The sequence below is a fragment of the Exiguobacterium artemiae genome (assembly GCF_033342815.1).
Taxonomy (GTDB): Bacteria; Bacillota; Bacilli; order Exiguobacteriales; family Exiguobacteriaceae; genus Exiguobacterium_A; species Exiguobacterium_A artemiae_A.
Genome location: NZ_JAWPEN010000025.1, coordinates 16927 through 31044 on the forward strand (window position 1 = coordinate 16927; position 14118 = coordinate 31044).

At 45.0% G+C, this 14118-nt stretch carries 17 protein-coding genes; 5 read left to right on the forward strand and 12 right to left on the reverse strand.

What is annotated here, in order from left to right; all coding sequences use genetic code 11:
* Positions 1–72: 72 nt before the first annotated feature.
* The 4 genes from R7V76_RS15990 to R7V76_RS16005 form a co-directional block, all read right to left on the reverse strand.
* Complete coding sequence (locus tag R7V76_RS15990) at positions 73–720, reverse strand: amino acid ABC transporter permease (protein ID WP_034770010.1); 648 nt, start codon at positions 718–720, stop codon at positions 73–75.
* Positions 720–1481, reverse strand: coding sequence for a transporter substrate-binding domain-containing protein (locus R7V76_RS15995; protein WP_318094264.1), 762 nt, complete (start codon positions 1479–1481; stop codon positions 720–722). The genes R7V76_RS15990 and R7V76_RS15995 overlap by 1 nt, the downstream gene beginning before the upstream one ends.
* 163 nt (positions 1482–1644) lie before the next feature.
* On the reverse strand, positions 1645–2751 hold the full coding sequence (locus R7V76_RS16000) for an ABC transporter ATP-binding protein (RefSeq protein WP_290829901.1): 1107 nt from the start codon (positions 2749–2751) through the stop codon (positions 1645–1647).
* A 122-nt stretch (positions 2752–2873) separates the two neighbouring features.
* Complete coding sequence (locus tag R7V76_RS16005; RefSeq protein ID WP_318094265.1) at positions 2874–3707, reverse strand: PucR family transcriptional regulator; 834 nt, start codon at positions 3705–3707, stop codon at positions 2874–2876.
* A 70-nt stretch (positions 3708–3777) separates the two neighbouring features.
* Between R7V76_RS16005 and R7V76_RS16010 the strand changes: the two genes are divergently transcribed.
* Both R7V76_RS16010 and R7V76_RS16015 read left to right on the forward strand, forming a co-directional pair.
* On the forward strand, positions 3778–4914 hold the full coding sequence (locus R7V76_RS16010; protein ID WP_318094266.1) for a DUF445 domain-containing protein: 1137 nt from the start codon (positions 3778–3780) through the stop codon (positions 4912–4914).
* Between the two features lie 20 nt (positions 4915–4934).
* Positions 4935–5312: a YlbF family regulator gene (locus R7V76_RS16015; RefSeq protein WP_012369586.1), complete on the forward strand. Its 378-nt coding sequence runs from the start codon at positions 4935–4937 to the stop codon at positions 5310–5312.
* A gap of 49 nt (positions 5313–5361) precedes the next feature.
* On the opposite strand, the gene R7V76_RS16020 is transcribed toward R7V76_RS16015, so the two are convergent.
* The 3 genes from R7V76_RS16020 to R7V76_RS16030 all read right to left on the reverse strand — a co-directional run bounded on the left by R7V76_RS16020 (position 5362) and on the right by R7V76_RS16030 (position 7698).
* On the reverse strand, positions 5362–5580 hold the full coding sequence (locus R7V76_RS16020; protein ID WP_318094267.1) for a YhzD family protein: 219 nt from the start codon (positions 5578–5580) through the stop codon (positions 5362–5364).
* A gap of 57 nt (positions 5581–5637) precedes the next feature.
* Positions 5638–6720 carry a DNA polymerase IV gene (gene dinB, locus R7V76_RS16025; RefSeq protein WP_318094268.1) on the reverse strand — a complete coding sequence of 361 codons (1083 nt, stop codon included), beginning with the start codon at positions 6718–6720 and terminating at the stop codon, positions 5638–5640.
* 66 nt (positions 6721–6786) lie between these two features.
* The gene (locus R7V76_RS16030) at positions 6787–7698 is read right to left on the reverse strand and encodes a magnesium transporter CorA family protein (protein ID WP_318094269.1); all 912 of its coding nucleotides are present in this window, start codon (positions 7696–7698) and stop codon (positions 6787–6789) included.
* A 101-nt stretch (positions 7699–7799) separates the two neighbouring features.
* Here R7V76_RS16030 and R7V76_RS16035 point away from each other — a divergent pair, with 101 nt between their 5' ends.
* Positions 7800–8720: an HD domain-containing protein gene (locus R7V76_RS16035; protein WP_318094270.1), complete on the forward strand. Its 921-nt coding sequence runs from the start codon at positions 7800–7802 to the stop codon at positions 8718–8720.
* A gap of 56 nt (positions 8721–8776) precedes the next feature.
* Positions 8777–9799 (forward strand): NADPH dehydrogenase NamA, encoded by a 1023-nt coding sequence (namA, locus tag R7V76_RS16040; protein ID WP_318094271.1) that lies wholly within the window; start codon positions 8777–8779, stop codon positions 9797–9799.
* 233 nt (positions 9800–10032) lie between these two features.
* Here namA and R7V76_RS16045 read toward each other — a convergent pair whose 3' ends face one another.
* The 4 genes from R7V76_RS16045 to R7V76_RS16060 form a co-directional block, all read right to left on the reverse strand.
* Entirely contained in the window at positions 10033–10950 is a 918-nt protein-coding gene (locus R7V76_RS16045; RefSeq protein WP_318094272.1) for a peptidylprolyl isomerase, read from the reverse strand.
* A 271-nt stretch (positions 10951–11221) separates the two neighbouring features.
* Positions 11222–11791: an HTH-type transcriptional regulator Hpr gene (locus R7V76_RS16050; RefSeq protein ID WP_012369593.1), complete on the reverse strand. Its 570-nt coding sequence runs from the start codon at positions 11789–11791 to the stop codon at positions 11222–11224.
* Between the two features lie 84 nt (positions 11792–11875).
* Complete coding sequence (locus tag R7V76_RS16055) at positions 11876–12217, reverse strand: hypothetical protein (RefSeq protein WP_290829919.1); 342 nt, start codon at positions 12215–12217, stop codon at positions 11876–11878.
* 121 nt (positions 12218–12338) lie between these two features.
* Positions 12339–12764 (reverse strand): HIT family protein, encoded by a 426-nt coding sequence (locus R7V76_RS16060; RefSeq protein ID WP_318094273.1) that lies wholly within the window; start codon positions 12762–12764, stop codon positions 12339–12341.
* Between the two features lie 130 nt (positions 12765–12894).
* Here R7V76_RS16060 and R7V76_RS16065 point away from each other — a divergent pair, with 130 nt between their 5' ends.
* Entirely contained in the window at positions 12895–13965 is a 1071-nt protein-coding gene (locus R7V76_RS16065) for a TcaA second domain-containing protein (RefSeq protein WP_318094274.1), read from the forward strand.
* A gap of 74 nt (positions 13966–14039) precedes the next feature.
* Here the strand turns inward: R7V76_RS16065 and R7V76_RS16700 are convergent.
* Positions 14040–14118: IS3 family transposase (locus R7V76_RS16700; protein ID WP_369076250.1), on the reverse strand; the 79-nt coding region annotated here is incomplete at its 5' end.

The following is a 14118-nucleotide window of genomic DNA, read 5'->3' on the forward strand; positions in this document are numbered from 1 at the left end:
TGGCTAGTATTAAACCTGAAAAAGATTAAAAAAAACACTTGGAATGTGTCATCATTCCAAGTGTCCTTAATTTTATTCCGGAATACTGAATCGTGCTTCGAGGCGATGTTGAACCCCTTGAATCAAGGTCGACATAATCCAATAAATCGCAGCTGAGAACAGCAGTAATGGCATGACGAGATACGTCGTCGCCGAAATTTGATCGGACACATACGTCAGTTCTTCAACCGCAACGATTGTCCCGAGCGAAGTCGATTTGATGATATCGATGACCGAATTCGACAGGGGAGGAATGGCACGTGACAGAGCTTGTGGAAGGATGACATCCTTAAACGTCTTCCGGCGCGGGATTCCGAGTGAATCCGCTGCTTCCCATTGTCCGCGATCGACAGACGAAATCGCTGCCCGGAAGGACTCTGAGATGTAGGCAGAGAAGTGAAGCGACAGGCCGAATGCCAACGCTTGGAAACCGGTCAATTGCAGGACGACCAGCCCATTATATAAAATCAGAATTTGCAGCAACAGTGGAGTTCCCCGGAAAAAAGAAACATACAATCGTGCGAAACCGCTTAAGACGGCAAAACGGCTATCCCGCATGACGGCAAGAATCAGACCGAGAAAAAGCGCAAAGACGATGGCAAATCCACTTGCAAGAAGTGTTGTGCCAATCGCCTTTCCGTAAACGTCCGCATTATCGCGGACGATTGTAAACAATTCCATCACTTACTGATGTCCTCGTTAAAGTATTTTTTCCCGATATCTGCGAGTGTGCCGTCTTTTTGCATCTCTGCGAGTGCTTTGTTGAAGTCTTCAGCATACTTGCTGTTTTTTGCCATCATCAGACCTGATTCGTTTTTATCAAACGTCTCACCGACAGCTTTTACTTTGTATCCTGCTTTTTTAAGTTCTGTCAGGACAAACAGACGATCGTTCATGGCAGCGTCGACACGACCTGCTTCAAGATCTTTCAGGACCTGGTTTGCGCCTTTGTAGTACTTAACTTTCGCACCGGCTTCTTCTGCTGTTTTCGCGTAGAGTGAGCCTTGTGTCGAACCGACTGTTTTTCCTTTTAAGTCGTCAAGCGTCTTAATGTCATTTGTTTTGTTGTTGACGATGATGGTTGAACCGGAAACTGTGTAGGCATCAGAGAACGCATATTTTTCTTTCCGCTCATCTGTGATACCCATTTGGTTTGCGATGACGTCAATTCGTTTTGAATCGAGTGCCGGAATCAAACCTTTGAAGTCCATCGCTTTGTACTCGACTTTATAGCCGGCACGTTTTGCGACTTCGTTCATGACATCGATATCATAACCTGTTAATTTACCTTTTTCTTTATACGTAAATGGTGGGTAAGTTGCTTCTGTTCCGACCGTTACGACTTTTTCATCTTTGTTTGCTTCTTCGTTAGAAGCGCCGCACGCCGCTAACACCCCCGCTGTTGATAGTGCTGCTACTGCTAGCTTTAGTCCGTGTTTCATAGCGCTCTCTCCTTTAAATAAATAAATGATTTCAATTCCTAGTTTTCGAATAGGATTAATTTAAGACTACAAGCAGTATCATACAAAGTTACAGGAACGTCTGTCAATAAAAAAGACTGCCCATAAATGGACAGCCTGACTGCAGTTACTGAACGCTTAAAAATTAGCGGATTGTTGCTTCTGTTGCCGCATCGAAGAAATGTGCTTTCGTCATGTCGAAGAAGAGGTCTAAATCTGAACCCATCTCGACGTGTGAACGCGAATCGACACGTGCTGTGAACGCTTGATTGCCGACTTTCGAGTAGAGGTAAGACTCGGCTCCCATGAGCTCGGATACTTCGATATGGGCCGGGAAACGGTGTGCTGTTTTTGTATCCTGATAGATCAATTCAGCATGAATATCTTCCGGACGGATTCCGAGAACAAGATCTTTACTTGTGTAACCGCGTTCGCGGAGAACTTTCATCTTACCTTCAGGAACTTCGAATTTTTCTTCCGTGCCGGTGACGTGGAAGAGACCGTCGTCTGCGAGTTTACCTGTCAGGAAGTTCATCGATGGAGAACCGATGAAACCGGCAACGAACATGTTATCCGGGTGATCGTATACTTCTTTTGGAGTTCCGACTTGCTGAATCAGACCGGCTTTCATAATGACGATTCGAGTCGCAAGTGTCATCGCTTCTGTTTGGTCGTGGGTAACGTAGATCGTCGTCGTCTCAAGACGTTTGTGCAACTGGATGATTTCCTTACGCATTTGAACACGGAGTTTTGCATCCAAGTTTGAGAGCGGCTCATCCATCAAGAAGACTTTTGCATCACGAACGATGGCACGGCCGATTGCGACACGCTGGCGTTGTCCACCAGAGAGGGCTTTCGGTTTACGCTCCAAATATTCTTCGAGTCCGAGAATACGTGCTGCATTGTCGACACGCTGTTTGATTTCGTCTTTCGGGAACTTCCGAAGTTTCAGACCAAATGCCATGTTATCAAAGACGTTCATATGTGGATAGAGGGCATAGTTTTGGAAGACCATCGCGATATCACGATCTTTAGGAGCCACGTCGTTCATACGTTTTCCATCGATGACGAAATCTCCGCCTGAAATTTCTTCAAGACCGGCGATCATTCGTAATGTCGTCGATTTACCGCAACCTGATGGTCCGACGAAGACGATGAATTCTTTATCTTTAATATGAAGGTTAAAATCATCCACTGCTTTTGCTGTTCCTGAATAAACTTTATCAATATGCTCAAGACGAATATCTGCCATGTGTACATCCTCCTGTAAATTAAGTAATCGGTTAATATAACGCTTACAAGATTCAGTATAGGAGATACAGGATGAAAATCATATGGACAACATGACTGAATGTAACCGTTATCATTTGGTCACTATGCTACGAGAAGCAGCATATAAAGGAACATGGCTCCTTCAAACGACCGAATATCAATTTCCGTCTGTTCCGTCAGTCGATCGAGTCGGTACTGCAGACTGTTTCGATGTAAAAAGAGATGTTTAGCCGTCAGGGAAACATTTAAGTTGGCACGGCAAAAGGCATCAATCGTTTCGCGTGATTCGCGTTCGAGCGGTATGATGAACCGTTCAATCAAATCACCACGGACTTCGTTTGACAGTAACGTCAACCGCATCAAGGCAGGTAGAAACCGTTCGATGTGTAATAACGGAAGTTCACGCAAGGCAGCTTGTTCCAATCGAAACTGTCCTGCCAAATCTCCGGATTGACGCTGTTGTCCGATCAGTACTTTGCCGTCCATCAGAAAATCAGACTGGAGAGCCGTGAAAAAATCGTGTAAATCATTTTCTGAGACAGAGTCTTCCCGTTCAATGACGACAAGACGATTGGACGTCAACGGAATGATCCAACTCGACGGATGAAAAAAAGATGTCAGCAGTTGTTGTAAATCTTCGCCGGTCCGTACATCGAGTTGTTCAAATAAAAAATGAATCATCCGAAACGGATGGTCTTCCTCGCTGTGCGCTTGTTCCAACCGGCGGCGCCACGTGACGATCTGATCCGACTCCGAGGTGACGACCCGTTCGGCAAGCAAGTCGAGCAAGTCCAGTTCGCGGGGGGTGAGAATCGTATTTTCAATCCCGAAACGAAGTCCATCGGCTAACTGATATACGGTATACTTATCGGTACAGTACACGGTAGGATCGGTGGAGAGATGATCCTTAAATAAGACGGTTAATTGATGCAACATACAAGGCGCCTCCCTAAAAAGTTCTACTAAGACTTTACCACAATACCAAAATCGGAAGGAACGAGGATCTATGCAAGTGGAAGTTGATTTAGTCATAAAGATGATCGGGATGATCATCATTGGAGCCTTGATTGGGGCAGTCACCAATCATCTCGCAATCCGGATGCTGTTTCGTCCGCTCGAAGCGAAGTATATCGGAAAGTACCGGATTCCGTTCACACCGGGATTAATTCCCAAACGGCGTGACGAATTAGCGGCAAATCTCGGACGGACGGTCGTTAAGCATTTATTGACTCCGGAAGGGATCAGCAAACGGCTTCAGCAACCGATTGTTTATGAAGCGATTACGCGGATGATTCAGCAAGAGGTACAAAAATGGACGCGGTCGACGAAAACGATTCGTGAAATTGCCGAACGGTTTGTTGCGAATCCAGAAGGGAAATTACAACAACAAATCGAACAACGAATCGATCAGGAACTGGAATCGATGGCAGTTGCGATTAAAACCGCACGGTTAACAGAAGTCCTCGGTGAGGGCGGAACAACGAAAATCAAGATGGCGATTCCCGGAATGGTCGAGGCATTACTTCATCAAACCGAACAGTATTTTGACAGTCCTGCCGGGAAAATGAAACTCGAAGAAACGGTCGCCCAGTTCATTCAAAGTAAATTAGGCGGAGGCATGTTCGGAATGCTGCTTGCCAATGTCAATATCGTCGAAATGATTCAACCGGAACTCAAACGGGTAATACAAGGAAAGTCGACACATCAGTTCATCAGTGAAATGGTCGAACAAGAAGTCCATACCTTACTGGAACGGACGGTGGGGTCGCTGCTTGAGCCGGAGACGGAACGGCAAATCGTCGAACGGATGAAATCGGAAATCGTAACGCGTATTCCGCTGGCGGCATTACTGGATACGCCATTACATGAATTTCTGGAACCGCTTGAAGTCCGGATCAGTCAAGAAATGGTCCCGATGCTTTCTAAACAAATGGTGAATCGTCTGATTGAGCAGGTCGAGCAAATCATGGCGACACTCGATCTCGAAACGATTGTCCGGGAGGAAGTCGATTTACTTGATACCGCCTATCTGGAAGAAATCGTTTTATCGATTTCAAGACGGGAATTCCGGGCTATCACTTGGCTTGGAGGGTTATTAGGTGGTTTAATTGGGATGATACAAGCGATACTTCTTATCGTTTAACTAAATTGGAGGGTTTATACATGTCTGAAACTAACTTATACGATCATGCCTACACACTCGAGCGTGCACTTCGCGAAACGTCAGAGTACACGACACTGAAGGATTTATACGCGCAAGTTAATGCGGATCCAATGTCAAACGAATTATTCGCTTCATTCCGCAACGTACAACTCGAATTACAACAAAAACAAATGCAAGGTGAGGAAATCACACCTGAGGATATGGCATCGGCACAAGCGAAGATGCTGGAAGTCCAAAACAATCCGTTGATTGGTCAACTGATGCAGGAAGAACAACGCATGCACACGATGTTGACGGAAGTGACACAAATCATCATGAAACCCCTTGAAGAGCTGTACGCACCGATGATGGAACAAAATCAAGACGACGTTCAGTAAAATCATTTAAAAAGCCTCGGCGCCATTTTCATTGGACCGAGGCTTTTTTTCATGATGTTTTTTCTGTTGGAACAAGACGAGGAAGGTAAGCCCGTTCGAAATGAATCAACTGTCCGGAACGGGTCACGCGTGCCCCGCGGTGTTCCAAATGGGCTTCTTTCAAACGACGGATGCCTTCCTGGCGTGCCTCCGAATCGGATGAAGCGTCAAATGTATCATCAAGTAATGTTTCTCCCCGATCTGAAAATGCGGTAATCGTATAAAGCATGGCTGATTCCTCCTTGTCCGAAATGACTAACTTAAGTGTAATGAATACTCATTCATTTTACAAGTAAGAATCGATGTCCTGCCACGTCAATTGTTTGGAGAGGGGAGGGGCCTCAAGATGGCTGACGCTCATACCGATTAACCGGATCGGACCCGAGAATTCAATTTCATTAAACAGCTTGGTCGTGACCCGGAGCAGCGTTTCCTCGTCAGCAGTTTCTTCTAAAAAAGTGTACCGTTTGGAGCGGGACTGGAAATCTTCCGTCTTCCATTTAATCGTAACGGTTCGGCAGACCAGTTCTTTTTGGTTCAGTGTCTTGACGACGGACAGCGCTTCCCGTTTCAGTGTTTCGAAAATAGTATCAATATCTTCCGTGTCTTCTTCAAACGTACTTTCGGAGCCGATGGATTTTCGTTCCCGGTGCGGGCGGACCATTCGTTCATCTTCACCGTGTGCCATCGTATACAGCTCGGTCCCCCGGTCGCGGCCGAGCAGTCCCCGCAGTTCGGCGATCGGTGATTGTTGAATGTCTGCGACCGTATTAAAACCGTGTTTCCGCAGCGTCTGCTCCGTGACTTTTCCGACCCCGTGCAAATCCCCGATTTTTAATCCGGATAAGAACGGTAACACGGCATCCGGAGGCAAAACGGTTAACCCGTTCGGCTTTTGATGACCGGAAGCGATTTTAGCGACCAGTTTTGAGTTCGATACGCCGGCGGAAGCAGTCAAACCTGTCCGCCGTTTAATTTCAGCCAGGATGTACTGGGCGATATGCGTCGCGCTCGTCATCTGCAGGTTATTTTCCGTGACGTCAAGATATGCTTCATCAAGAGATAACGGTTCGACAAGAGGCGTGACCTCAAGAAACAACTCCATGATTTGGGCGCTGACAGCCCGGTACACTTCAAAACGCGGGCGCAGGAAAACGGCCCGCGGACACAGTTGGAATGCCCGTCGTGATGGCATGGCACTGTGAATGCCGTATTTGCGTGCTTCATACGAACAGGTGGCGACGACACCCCGGGCATGAGGAGGACCTCCGACGATGACGGGGACACCTTTTAGATGCGGCCGGTCACGTTGTTCGACGGAAGCATAAAAAGCGTCCATGTCGACATGAATGATTTTTCTTCCCATCATCGTCTCCTCCTTTCTTTCAATCCGTGAATTCGTTACACTAAGTATAACGAACTTATGTTCTTACATCTATTTTTTTACTTGTGACTTTTTATTGGGCATGCGGACAAGTGCTCCTAACCAGCCACGGCGTTTCATCCAATAAAAGATTCCGCCGGTCGTAAGGAAAATCAAAAACAGGGAACTGGCATATCCGTATTTCCAGTCGAGCTCAGGCATGTTTTTAAAGTTCATTCCCCAAATGGCACCAAGCGCCATCATCGGTGTAGCGACAGCTGTGAAAATCGTCAAAGCTTTCATGATTTCATTTCCCCGGAAGTTCGAGACGGTTGTCGACAGATCAAGCAATACTTCAATATCTTTTTGATAGTGTTCAATCAGCATCAACAGACGTTCGACCCGCTTTTCGGCCAATCGGTAAGGTAAGGCATCCGTATAGGTGCTTTGGCGAACAAAAGCTTCAGGTCCCGCCAGTATAAGTTCACGGAACGGGACAATCAGATCCGACCAGTTTTCAATCGTATCCCGTAAGCCGAAAATGCTGTCGAGAGAATTCTCATCGATACTACCCCGAAGCTCATCCTGTCTTAAAAACAGTTCAGTTTCAAAAGCATCGATTCCTGAAAAGTAAGTATTCATTTGAAGAGATAACAGTGCATAAAAAGCTTCAAAAGGGGTCGTCGTTTCAAAAGGTTCAATTAAGGAAATCACATGTTCCGATAAGCCGATTGTAATCAGTTCCGTCGGTGAAAGATAATAGCAGATGGAACGGCGGTCACTTTTATCAGCCGGATTTTGCCAAGTCACAATGGAGCCGTACAGTAAATCAAGTTCGACCCGTGTGAAGTTCATATCTTTTGTAGACAGTTGATTCAGCCAATCCAGTTTAAAAGCGTCAGTCGGTGTTTGAGAATGAAAATATTCTTCAAATTCGGCAAGCGTTAAAAAACGATGCCAGGTAAAGTGTGGGTCGGATTCCATGTTTTAAGCTCCTATATAGTAGAATGGTAGAGTGACGTCTGACAGTCAGAAGAATATGTAAAAAAAATGAGTCCAGATAAATAAAAAGGATGTGTTGTGAAATGAAAGGTATCGGTCAGTTAGCAATTGGTGAAATGCTCGATCAACGAGTCATGATCAAGCAGGCATTAAAAGGAATTGCTGCAAACGGAAAACCTTATCTGACATTGATTTTAGCAGATAAGACGGGAGAAATTGAAACAAAGATGTGGGACACGAGTGATCTTGAAAAATATGCTCCTAAATTCATCGTCCATGCAGCTGGTGAAGTGATGGATTACCGGGGACGGACCCAATTAAAATTGAAGCAAATCACCGTATTGGATGAAACGAATGTAGAAGACTACATTCAATCGGCGCCACTTCCGCGGGAACAGATTGAAACGGAAGTACTCGGTTTCATCGAATCGATTCAACATACCGAGATGAAGAAGCTGGTCAAACATCTTGTCATCAAAGATTTTGACGCGTATTTCACACATCCGGCAGCGGTCAAAAACCATCATGCGTTTTATTCTGGTTTATCCTATCATGTCCTGTCGATGTTAAAACTGGCAGATCAAATTGCACGTCTGTATCCTACATTAAATCGGGATTTGTTGATTGCAGGTGTCGTATTGCATGATTACGCCAAAATCAAGGAATTATCCGATCCCGTAACACCGGAATATACGCTTCCCGGAAAGCTTGTCGGGCATATTTCATTGATGGTCGCAGAATTAGAAAAAGTCGGGGCAGAGTTACAAATCGACGCAGAAGTTTTGACGGTCTTACAACACCTCGTCTTAAGCCACCATGGGCGTCCGGAGTGGGGATCGGCAGTGGCACCACAGATGCGTGAAGCCGAGGTATTATTCCTGATTGATAATCTGGATGCGCGGATGACGATGATGGATCGTTTGCTCGAGTACGTAGAACCCGGCCAATTTTCTGAACGGTCGTTCGCATTGGATAATCGTTCATTTTATCGTCCCAAGCTGTAAAAGGATGACTTAAAAAGATTCAACAGGATTTGAAATTGATCAGAGGAGTGGAATTCATGAAAACCAAACTATTCGAAGCAATCCAAATCGGGGGACTTCAGTTCCGGAATCGTGTCATCATGGCACCGATGTGTATGTACAGTGCAAAAGAAGATGGACTCGTAACCGATTGGCATGTCACGCATTATGCCTCACGTGCAGTAGGTGGCGTCGGTGGTGTCATCTTAGAGGCAACAGCTGTCACACCGGACGGTCGAATCTCAGCAGGTGATTTAGGCGTCTGGTCGGATGATCACATTGACGGACTTCGCCGCATTGCCGATCAAGTAAAAGCGGCCGGTGCAAAAGCAGGAATCCAATTGGCGCATGCCGGACGGAAAAGTACGACGGCTAAACCGCCCGTCGCACCATCAGCGATCGGATTCGATGATTCATATGATCATCCGCATGAACTGACAGTGGAAGAAGTCGATGTCATCAAACAACAATTCGTCGAGGCGGCACTTCGCGTCGAACAGGCGGGTTATGATTTCATCGAATTGCATGGAGCACACGGCTATCTGATCAATACCTTTTTGTCCCCGTTATCCAACAAACGTCAGGATGAGTACGGTGGATCGATGGAAAACCGGATGCGCTTCTTGCTTGAAATCATTGACGCCATTCAAGCGAAGTCGGATCTGTCCTTATGGGTCCGGATTTCAGCAGCAGACCATGCACCGGGTGGAATGACGGCGGCGGATTATATCCCGCTGGCTGAGGAATTGTTAAAGCGGAACATCGACTTGCTGGATTGCAGTTCAGGAGCCGTTGTTGCCAATGCCGTTCCGGAAGTTTATCCCGGCTACCAAGTACCGTATGCAGCGGAAATCAAACAGGCAACCGGCATCAAGACAGGTGCCGTAGGATTGATTACGACGGCAACGCTCGCGGAAGAAATCATCCGCAGCGAACGGGCGGACGTCATCCTGCTTGCGCGTGAACTTTTGCGTCAACCGTATTGGGTTTATCATGCGGCAGCTGAACTTAAAGATGAGGTCAGCTTACCAAAACAATATGAACGGGCTCCGATTCGTTAAAGAAGTGAACAGGGGCTGACTCAAAAAAAGAATCACTCGTCTTTTCACGTCCGTTCCTCAGGCGAGACTACAAGCCGGATTCTCTGTCTCATTTAGACAGGGGACCGGCTTGTGTTTGTCTCTGCCAGCGTAAAAATGCGCTGTTTCCTAGAGGAGTCGCGTGAAGCGAGTGATTCCTTTAAATAAGACAAGGGTGGCAGAATTGGAATCTGACACCCTTGTCTTTGTTGTGTTTACTGTTGTGGTTGTTGTTGCATCTGTTGTTGCATTTGCTGTTGTTCTTGTTTATCGAGATCAAAAGCATCTTTGAAGTCTTTATTCTCAATTTTAACGTCATACTTCTTCATCAATGAACGGTAGATGTCGTTTGGATTGACTTGAGCTGCTTTTTCTTCAGCTAATGCCTTTTTGATTCGATCAGATTCTTTTTCGAGCGTAAAGTCTTTTTTCTCTTTACGGTCCGTTACTTTGATGATGTGATATCCGAATTGTGTTTTGATCGGATCAGAAATTTTACCTTCAACGCCATCCTTGAACGCATAATTTTCGAATTCCTCGACCATTTTACCTTTTGTGAAGTATCCGAGATCTCCACCTTTTGTTGCGCTACCCGTATCTGTTGATTTCGCTTTAGCGATTTTAGCAAAATCGCCGCCTTCATCAAGTTGTTTCTTGATTGCTTTTGCTTCTGATTCTTTTTCAACAAGAATGTGGCTCGCTTTTACTTCCACTTTTTCCTGGTTGAAGCGGTCTTCGATTTCTTTATCCGTTACTTTTGATTTTGCTGATTTCGCTTCTGTTAAGAGCATTTGTGTCCGAAGAACTTTTTCAAATTCTTTTTCGTTCTTGATTCCGGCTGTTTGAAGAGTCGTATTGAACTGTTCTTTATCCGGGAACTGATCTTTTGTTTTCTTGACTTCAGCTTCTACTTCTTTATCGGTTACTTTTTTACCGTATTCTTTTTCAAGCAATTTGTTCATTGTTTGTTGGAAAGCAATTTGTGCGCCTGCTTTTTGGTACGCCTCATCTTGGACGTCTGCTTTATTGACTTCTCCGCCTTTGTAGTTGATGACAGCTTCGTCATTTGAACCACATGCTGCTAATGTGAATACGCTGGCCACTGCTGCTACACTTAAAAGTTTCTTTTTCATACATACACCCCTAATTTACCATTTATTTCAACCGTTCTATCATATCATATCTTCGTTGTCTTGACAGCTTTCCGCAAAATCGAAAGTGATTTGCTCTTACACTATGCTATCACATCAAGTACAGGAGGAGAGGACTATTTTTGTGGGAAATTGTGAGGTGCCGCAACGTTTTGAGACAGAATGGTAAAGGGAACGTCATGTGCATCAAGACAGAAAAAAACGTCCTAGGCCTCAAGGCTTAGAACGTTAACTTCCGGAATTCATGCAAAGGTCATGCTTTTTTGATGGAATCGATGACAGGGTCTTGCGGACGGCGGTCCGCCTCTTCCGTAATCATTTTCGATGTCTCGGCAAAGATGTCCATGAAGCTGTCACCGTAAAGGCGACGAACGATGGCTGAGATGTCCGTCAGTTCAGGGAATTTCCCGTACAGCTCCTGCAGCGGTAGGGAAGCACGGAAAACTCCGTTTTCTTCCGGACGGAATGCTTGAATCGTCTCAAGTAGCAGACTTTCACCTTCCGGTGTTAGTTGAACATAGGTATTTCGTTTATCCGTCTCTTTTTTTGAAAACGTCAAAAGTCCACGGTCTTCTAATTTTTTAGAGAAGTTGAATGCAGTCGAGACGTGCATGACACCGTATTTGGCAATTTCAGAAATCGAGGCACCACCCAGTGCATGAGAAATCCATAAAATATGATGTTCATTAATATTTAAATCAAATGGTTTAATCCAATTTTGCCAATCTTTTTCTACCGTTTTCCATAGTGCTTTGCTTAATTGGACAATTTTATGACTGTATAACAGTGCTTCTTGTCCAGGATATAATTTCTCGTGTTCCATATCTGACTCATCCTTTCGAAAGGTGACAATGGCTCAAACGCGCAAAATGCAAACTATACAAAAACAAATCGAAGCAGCGGACCGTTATTGTTGGGGAGTGAGATGATCGACGTCTTGTTTTGCCTCATCAGCAAACTTTTGAAGACGAGCGAGTGATTCTTGAACCTCTGATTGGTACTGAGAGACGTCTTTTGTAACTTCCTCTTTAAAAGCCGTACCAGAAAGTTTGGCTGTCTCTATTAGATTCTTTCCCTCCTGCGTTAAATCCTGCATACTCGTTACGATTGTAGAATAAGAATTTCGACGTTGTTTACCATTCGAAGAGTCACTTTTAGTACCTTGGCGAAGCGCCTTCAAACCGTAAAAAGTCACAAGCGACAGCGTAGCACCAAAAGCGACCCAATTACGATGGGGACGCTTCGACATAGTTTACCTCCTTTCGATATTAAAATATTTGTTTCATATTATTTTACCGAAAATTCGATATTAGAAACCTATTTCGGCAATATTTCTAAAATGAGTCAGTAATCGGACTATTTTTGAGGTGTCAAAGACGATTTTTGATGGATTCGGCGATCGTCGCTAATTCCTCCGCCGTATACTCTTCATTGTGTACTTCCCATTTGGCACCAAACCCGTCATGTTTATCGTGACGCGGGATGAGATGGAGGTGAAAATGGGAAACGGATTGTCCGGCAACCTTTCCGGTGTTCGATAAAAGGTTCATTCCGGCAGCACCGGTCTCCTGTTGGATAGCCCGACTGATTTCCGGAACGGTTGCAAAAACAGCCTGTGCATTTTCTGATGATAAATCGTAAATGTTATCGGCATGTTGTTTTGGAATGACAAGCGTATGACCTTTTGTTACTTGTGAAAGATCAAGAAAAGCCAACACCTCTTCGTTTTCAAAAACCTTATGACTAGGGATTTCATGATTGGCAATCTTACAGAAAATACAGTTTTCTTTTTGCAATAGACTCACTCCTTTAGATAGATATAGCTTCAGTATACTCGACCGACTCAGTCTTGCGGGCGATTGACAAGGATATGAAGGGTTTCTAAACTAAAGGAAATCCTAAAACAAGAAAGTAGGGGAAACAAAGATGCCGTCTCGCATCACTGTATATGAGAAAAAGAAAAAACGAAATCAGCGGATCGGACTCATCATAGGAATCATCGTACTCGTTTGTCTGATGGCTTGGATTAGCTGGAGTCAAATCAAACCGGCCGCCGAACGGCAACAGACCGACAAAGTATTTCAAAAGGCCTTGCAGGAACAAGACAAGGAAACGTTTCAGCAGCTAGTGTACCTTAACAACAAACCGTTAAAGCTGGCAGAAACGAATCAGCTTATGACATGGTTTAAGGCGGATCCGGAGCGGCTGGAACGAACGTTGGCTGAAATTAAGTCGGATCAAAAAAACTATCCGGAAAAAACCACGAAAACAGCACAACAAGATCTGTTCCTGCTCAAAAAACAGCCCGGCCGATTTTGGTTTGATACGTACACACTTCATTTAAACAAGCAGACATTGGAAGTGAAAGTGGATACGGAAGCGGCATCAATCTCAGTTGATGATGCACCGGCGGGGAAAGCGGATCAACAAAATCCGTTAATTATCGAACGTTTTCCGGGCGAGTATGATGTGTCGGCGCGCGTGGAAGCGAACGGAAAGACGGGACAAGCAAGCGAAACGGTTCAGTTGGGGGACCAGAGAAAAACGACGGTAGCATTTCAACTGGCGCAACAAGTTGCTCCGGATCAAAAGGAACAATACGGTGTCGATATCGAAAAGTTACTCGAAGCGGAAGTGAAGGCAAGAACCGGTAAAACCGTGGAACAGATGACGGCTTATGTCGGTAAAAGTCAATCTGAAGTGGAAAAATCGTTCGGCCCTCCGACGAACCGGATTGCCAATAAGGCAATATATGACGGATTTGAAGTGGCGTACGAGAATCAGGAAGTGAGCAGTATCTTGATTGATTTGAATAAAACAACATCTGAACTGGAAGCAGTGGCTGGCAAGCCGGAATCTAAATCCACTGAAACCATCGGGACGGTCTGGAAATATCCATCAAGCTTTTTTGACGATTTGTTGGGCTGGCTGAATATCAAGTCGGAAAAACGGGTGATTGAACGATCCGGTAAAATGTGGCTCGAGTTGCGTGATTAAAAAAGTGCAGTCCATATAAAAAAACCACGGGATAGACTGACCTAGCGATATGAGACACATATAAAACACCTTGATTAGGCTGCCAGTACACCATATTTTATCGGTGTCAGGTAGCCTAATTTTTCTTGGATTCGTTCTTCGTTATAGTAATTT

Bases quoted from the DNA above. Each gene is read 5' to 3' on its own strand.
- R7V76_RS16030 (WP_318094269.1), bottom strand. From the start codon at position 7,698: ATGGAATCCGACCCACACTTTACCTGGCATCGTTTTTTAACGCTTGCC.
- R7V76_RS16045 (WP_318094272.1), bottom strand. From the start codon at position 10,950: ATGAAAAAGAAACTTTTAAGTGTAGCAGCAGTGGCCAGCGTATTCACA.
- R7V76_RS16005 (WP_318094265.1), bottom strand. From the start codon at position 3,707: ATGTTGCATCAATTAACCGTCTTATTTAAGGATCATCTCTCCACCGAT.
- namA (WP_318094271.1), top strand. From the start codon at position 8,777: ATGAAAACCAAACTATTCGAAGCAATCCAAATCGGGGGACTTCAGTTC.
- R7V76_RS16065 (WP_318094274.1), top strand. From the start codon at position 12,895: ATGCCGTCTCGCATCACTGTATATGAGAAAAAGAAAAAACGAAATCAG.
- R7V76_RS16050 (WP_012369593.1), bottom strand. From the start codon at position 11,791: ATGGAACACGAGAAATTATATCCTGGACAAGAAGCACTGTTATACAGT.
- R7V76_RS15995 (WP_318094264.1), bottom strand. From the start codon at position 1,481: ATGAAACACGGACTAAAGCTAGCAGTAGCAGCACTATCAACAGCGGGG.
- R7V76_RS16010 (WP_318094266.1), top strand. From the start codon at position 3,778: ATGCAAGTGGAAGTTGATTTAGTCATAAAGATGATCGGGATGATCATC.
- R7V76_RS16000 (WP_290829901.1), bottom strand. From the start codon at position 2,751: ATGGCAGATATTCGTCTTGAGCATATTGATAAAGTTTATTCAGGAACA.
- dinB (WP_318094268.1), bottom strand. From the start codon at position 6,720: ATGATGGGAAGAAAAATCATTCATGTCGACATGGACGCTTTTTATGCT.
- R7V76_RS16055 (WP_290829919.1), bottom strand. From the start codon at position 12,217: ATGTCGAAGCGTCCCCATCGTAATTGGGTCGCTTTTGGTGCTACGCTG.
- R7V76_RS15990 (WP_034770010.1), bottom strand. From the start codon at position 720: ATGGAATTGTTTACAATCGTCCGCGATAATGCGGACGTTTACGGAAAG.
- R7V76_RS16015 (WP_012369586.1), top strand. From the start codon at position 4,935: ATGTCTGAAACTAACTTATACGATCATGCCTACACACTCGAGCGTGCA.
- R7V76_RS16020 (WP_318094267.1), bottom strand. From the start codon at position 5,580: ATGCTTTATACGATTACCGCATTTTCAGATCGGGGAGAAACATTACTT.
- R7V76_RS16035 (WP_318094270.1), top strand. From the start codon at position 7,800: ATGAAAGGTATCGGTCAGTTAGCAATTGGTGAAATGCTCGATCAACGA.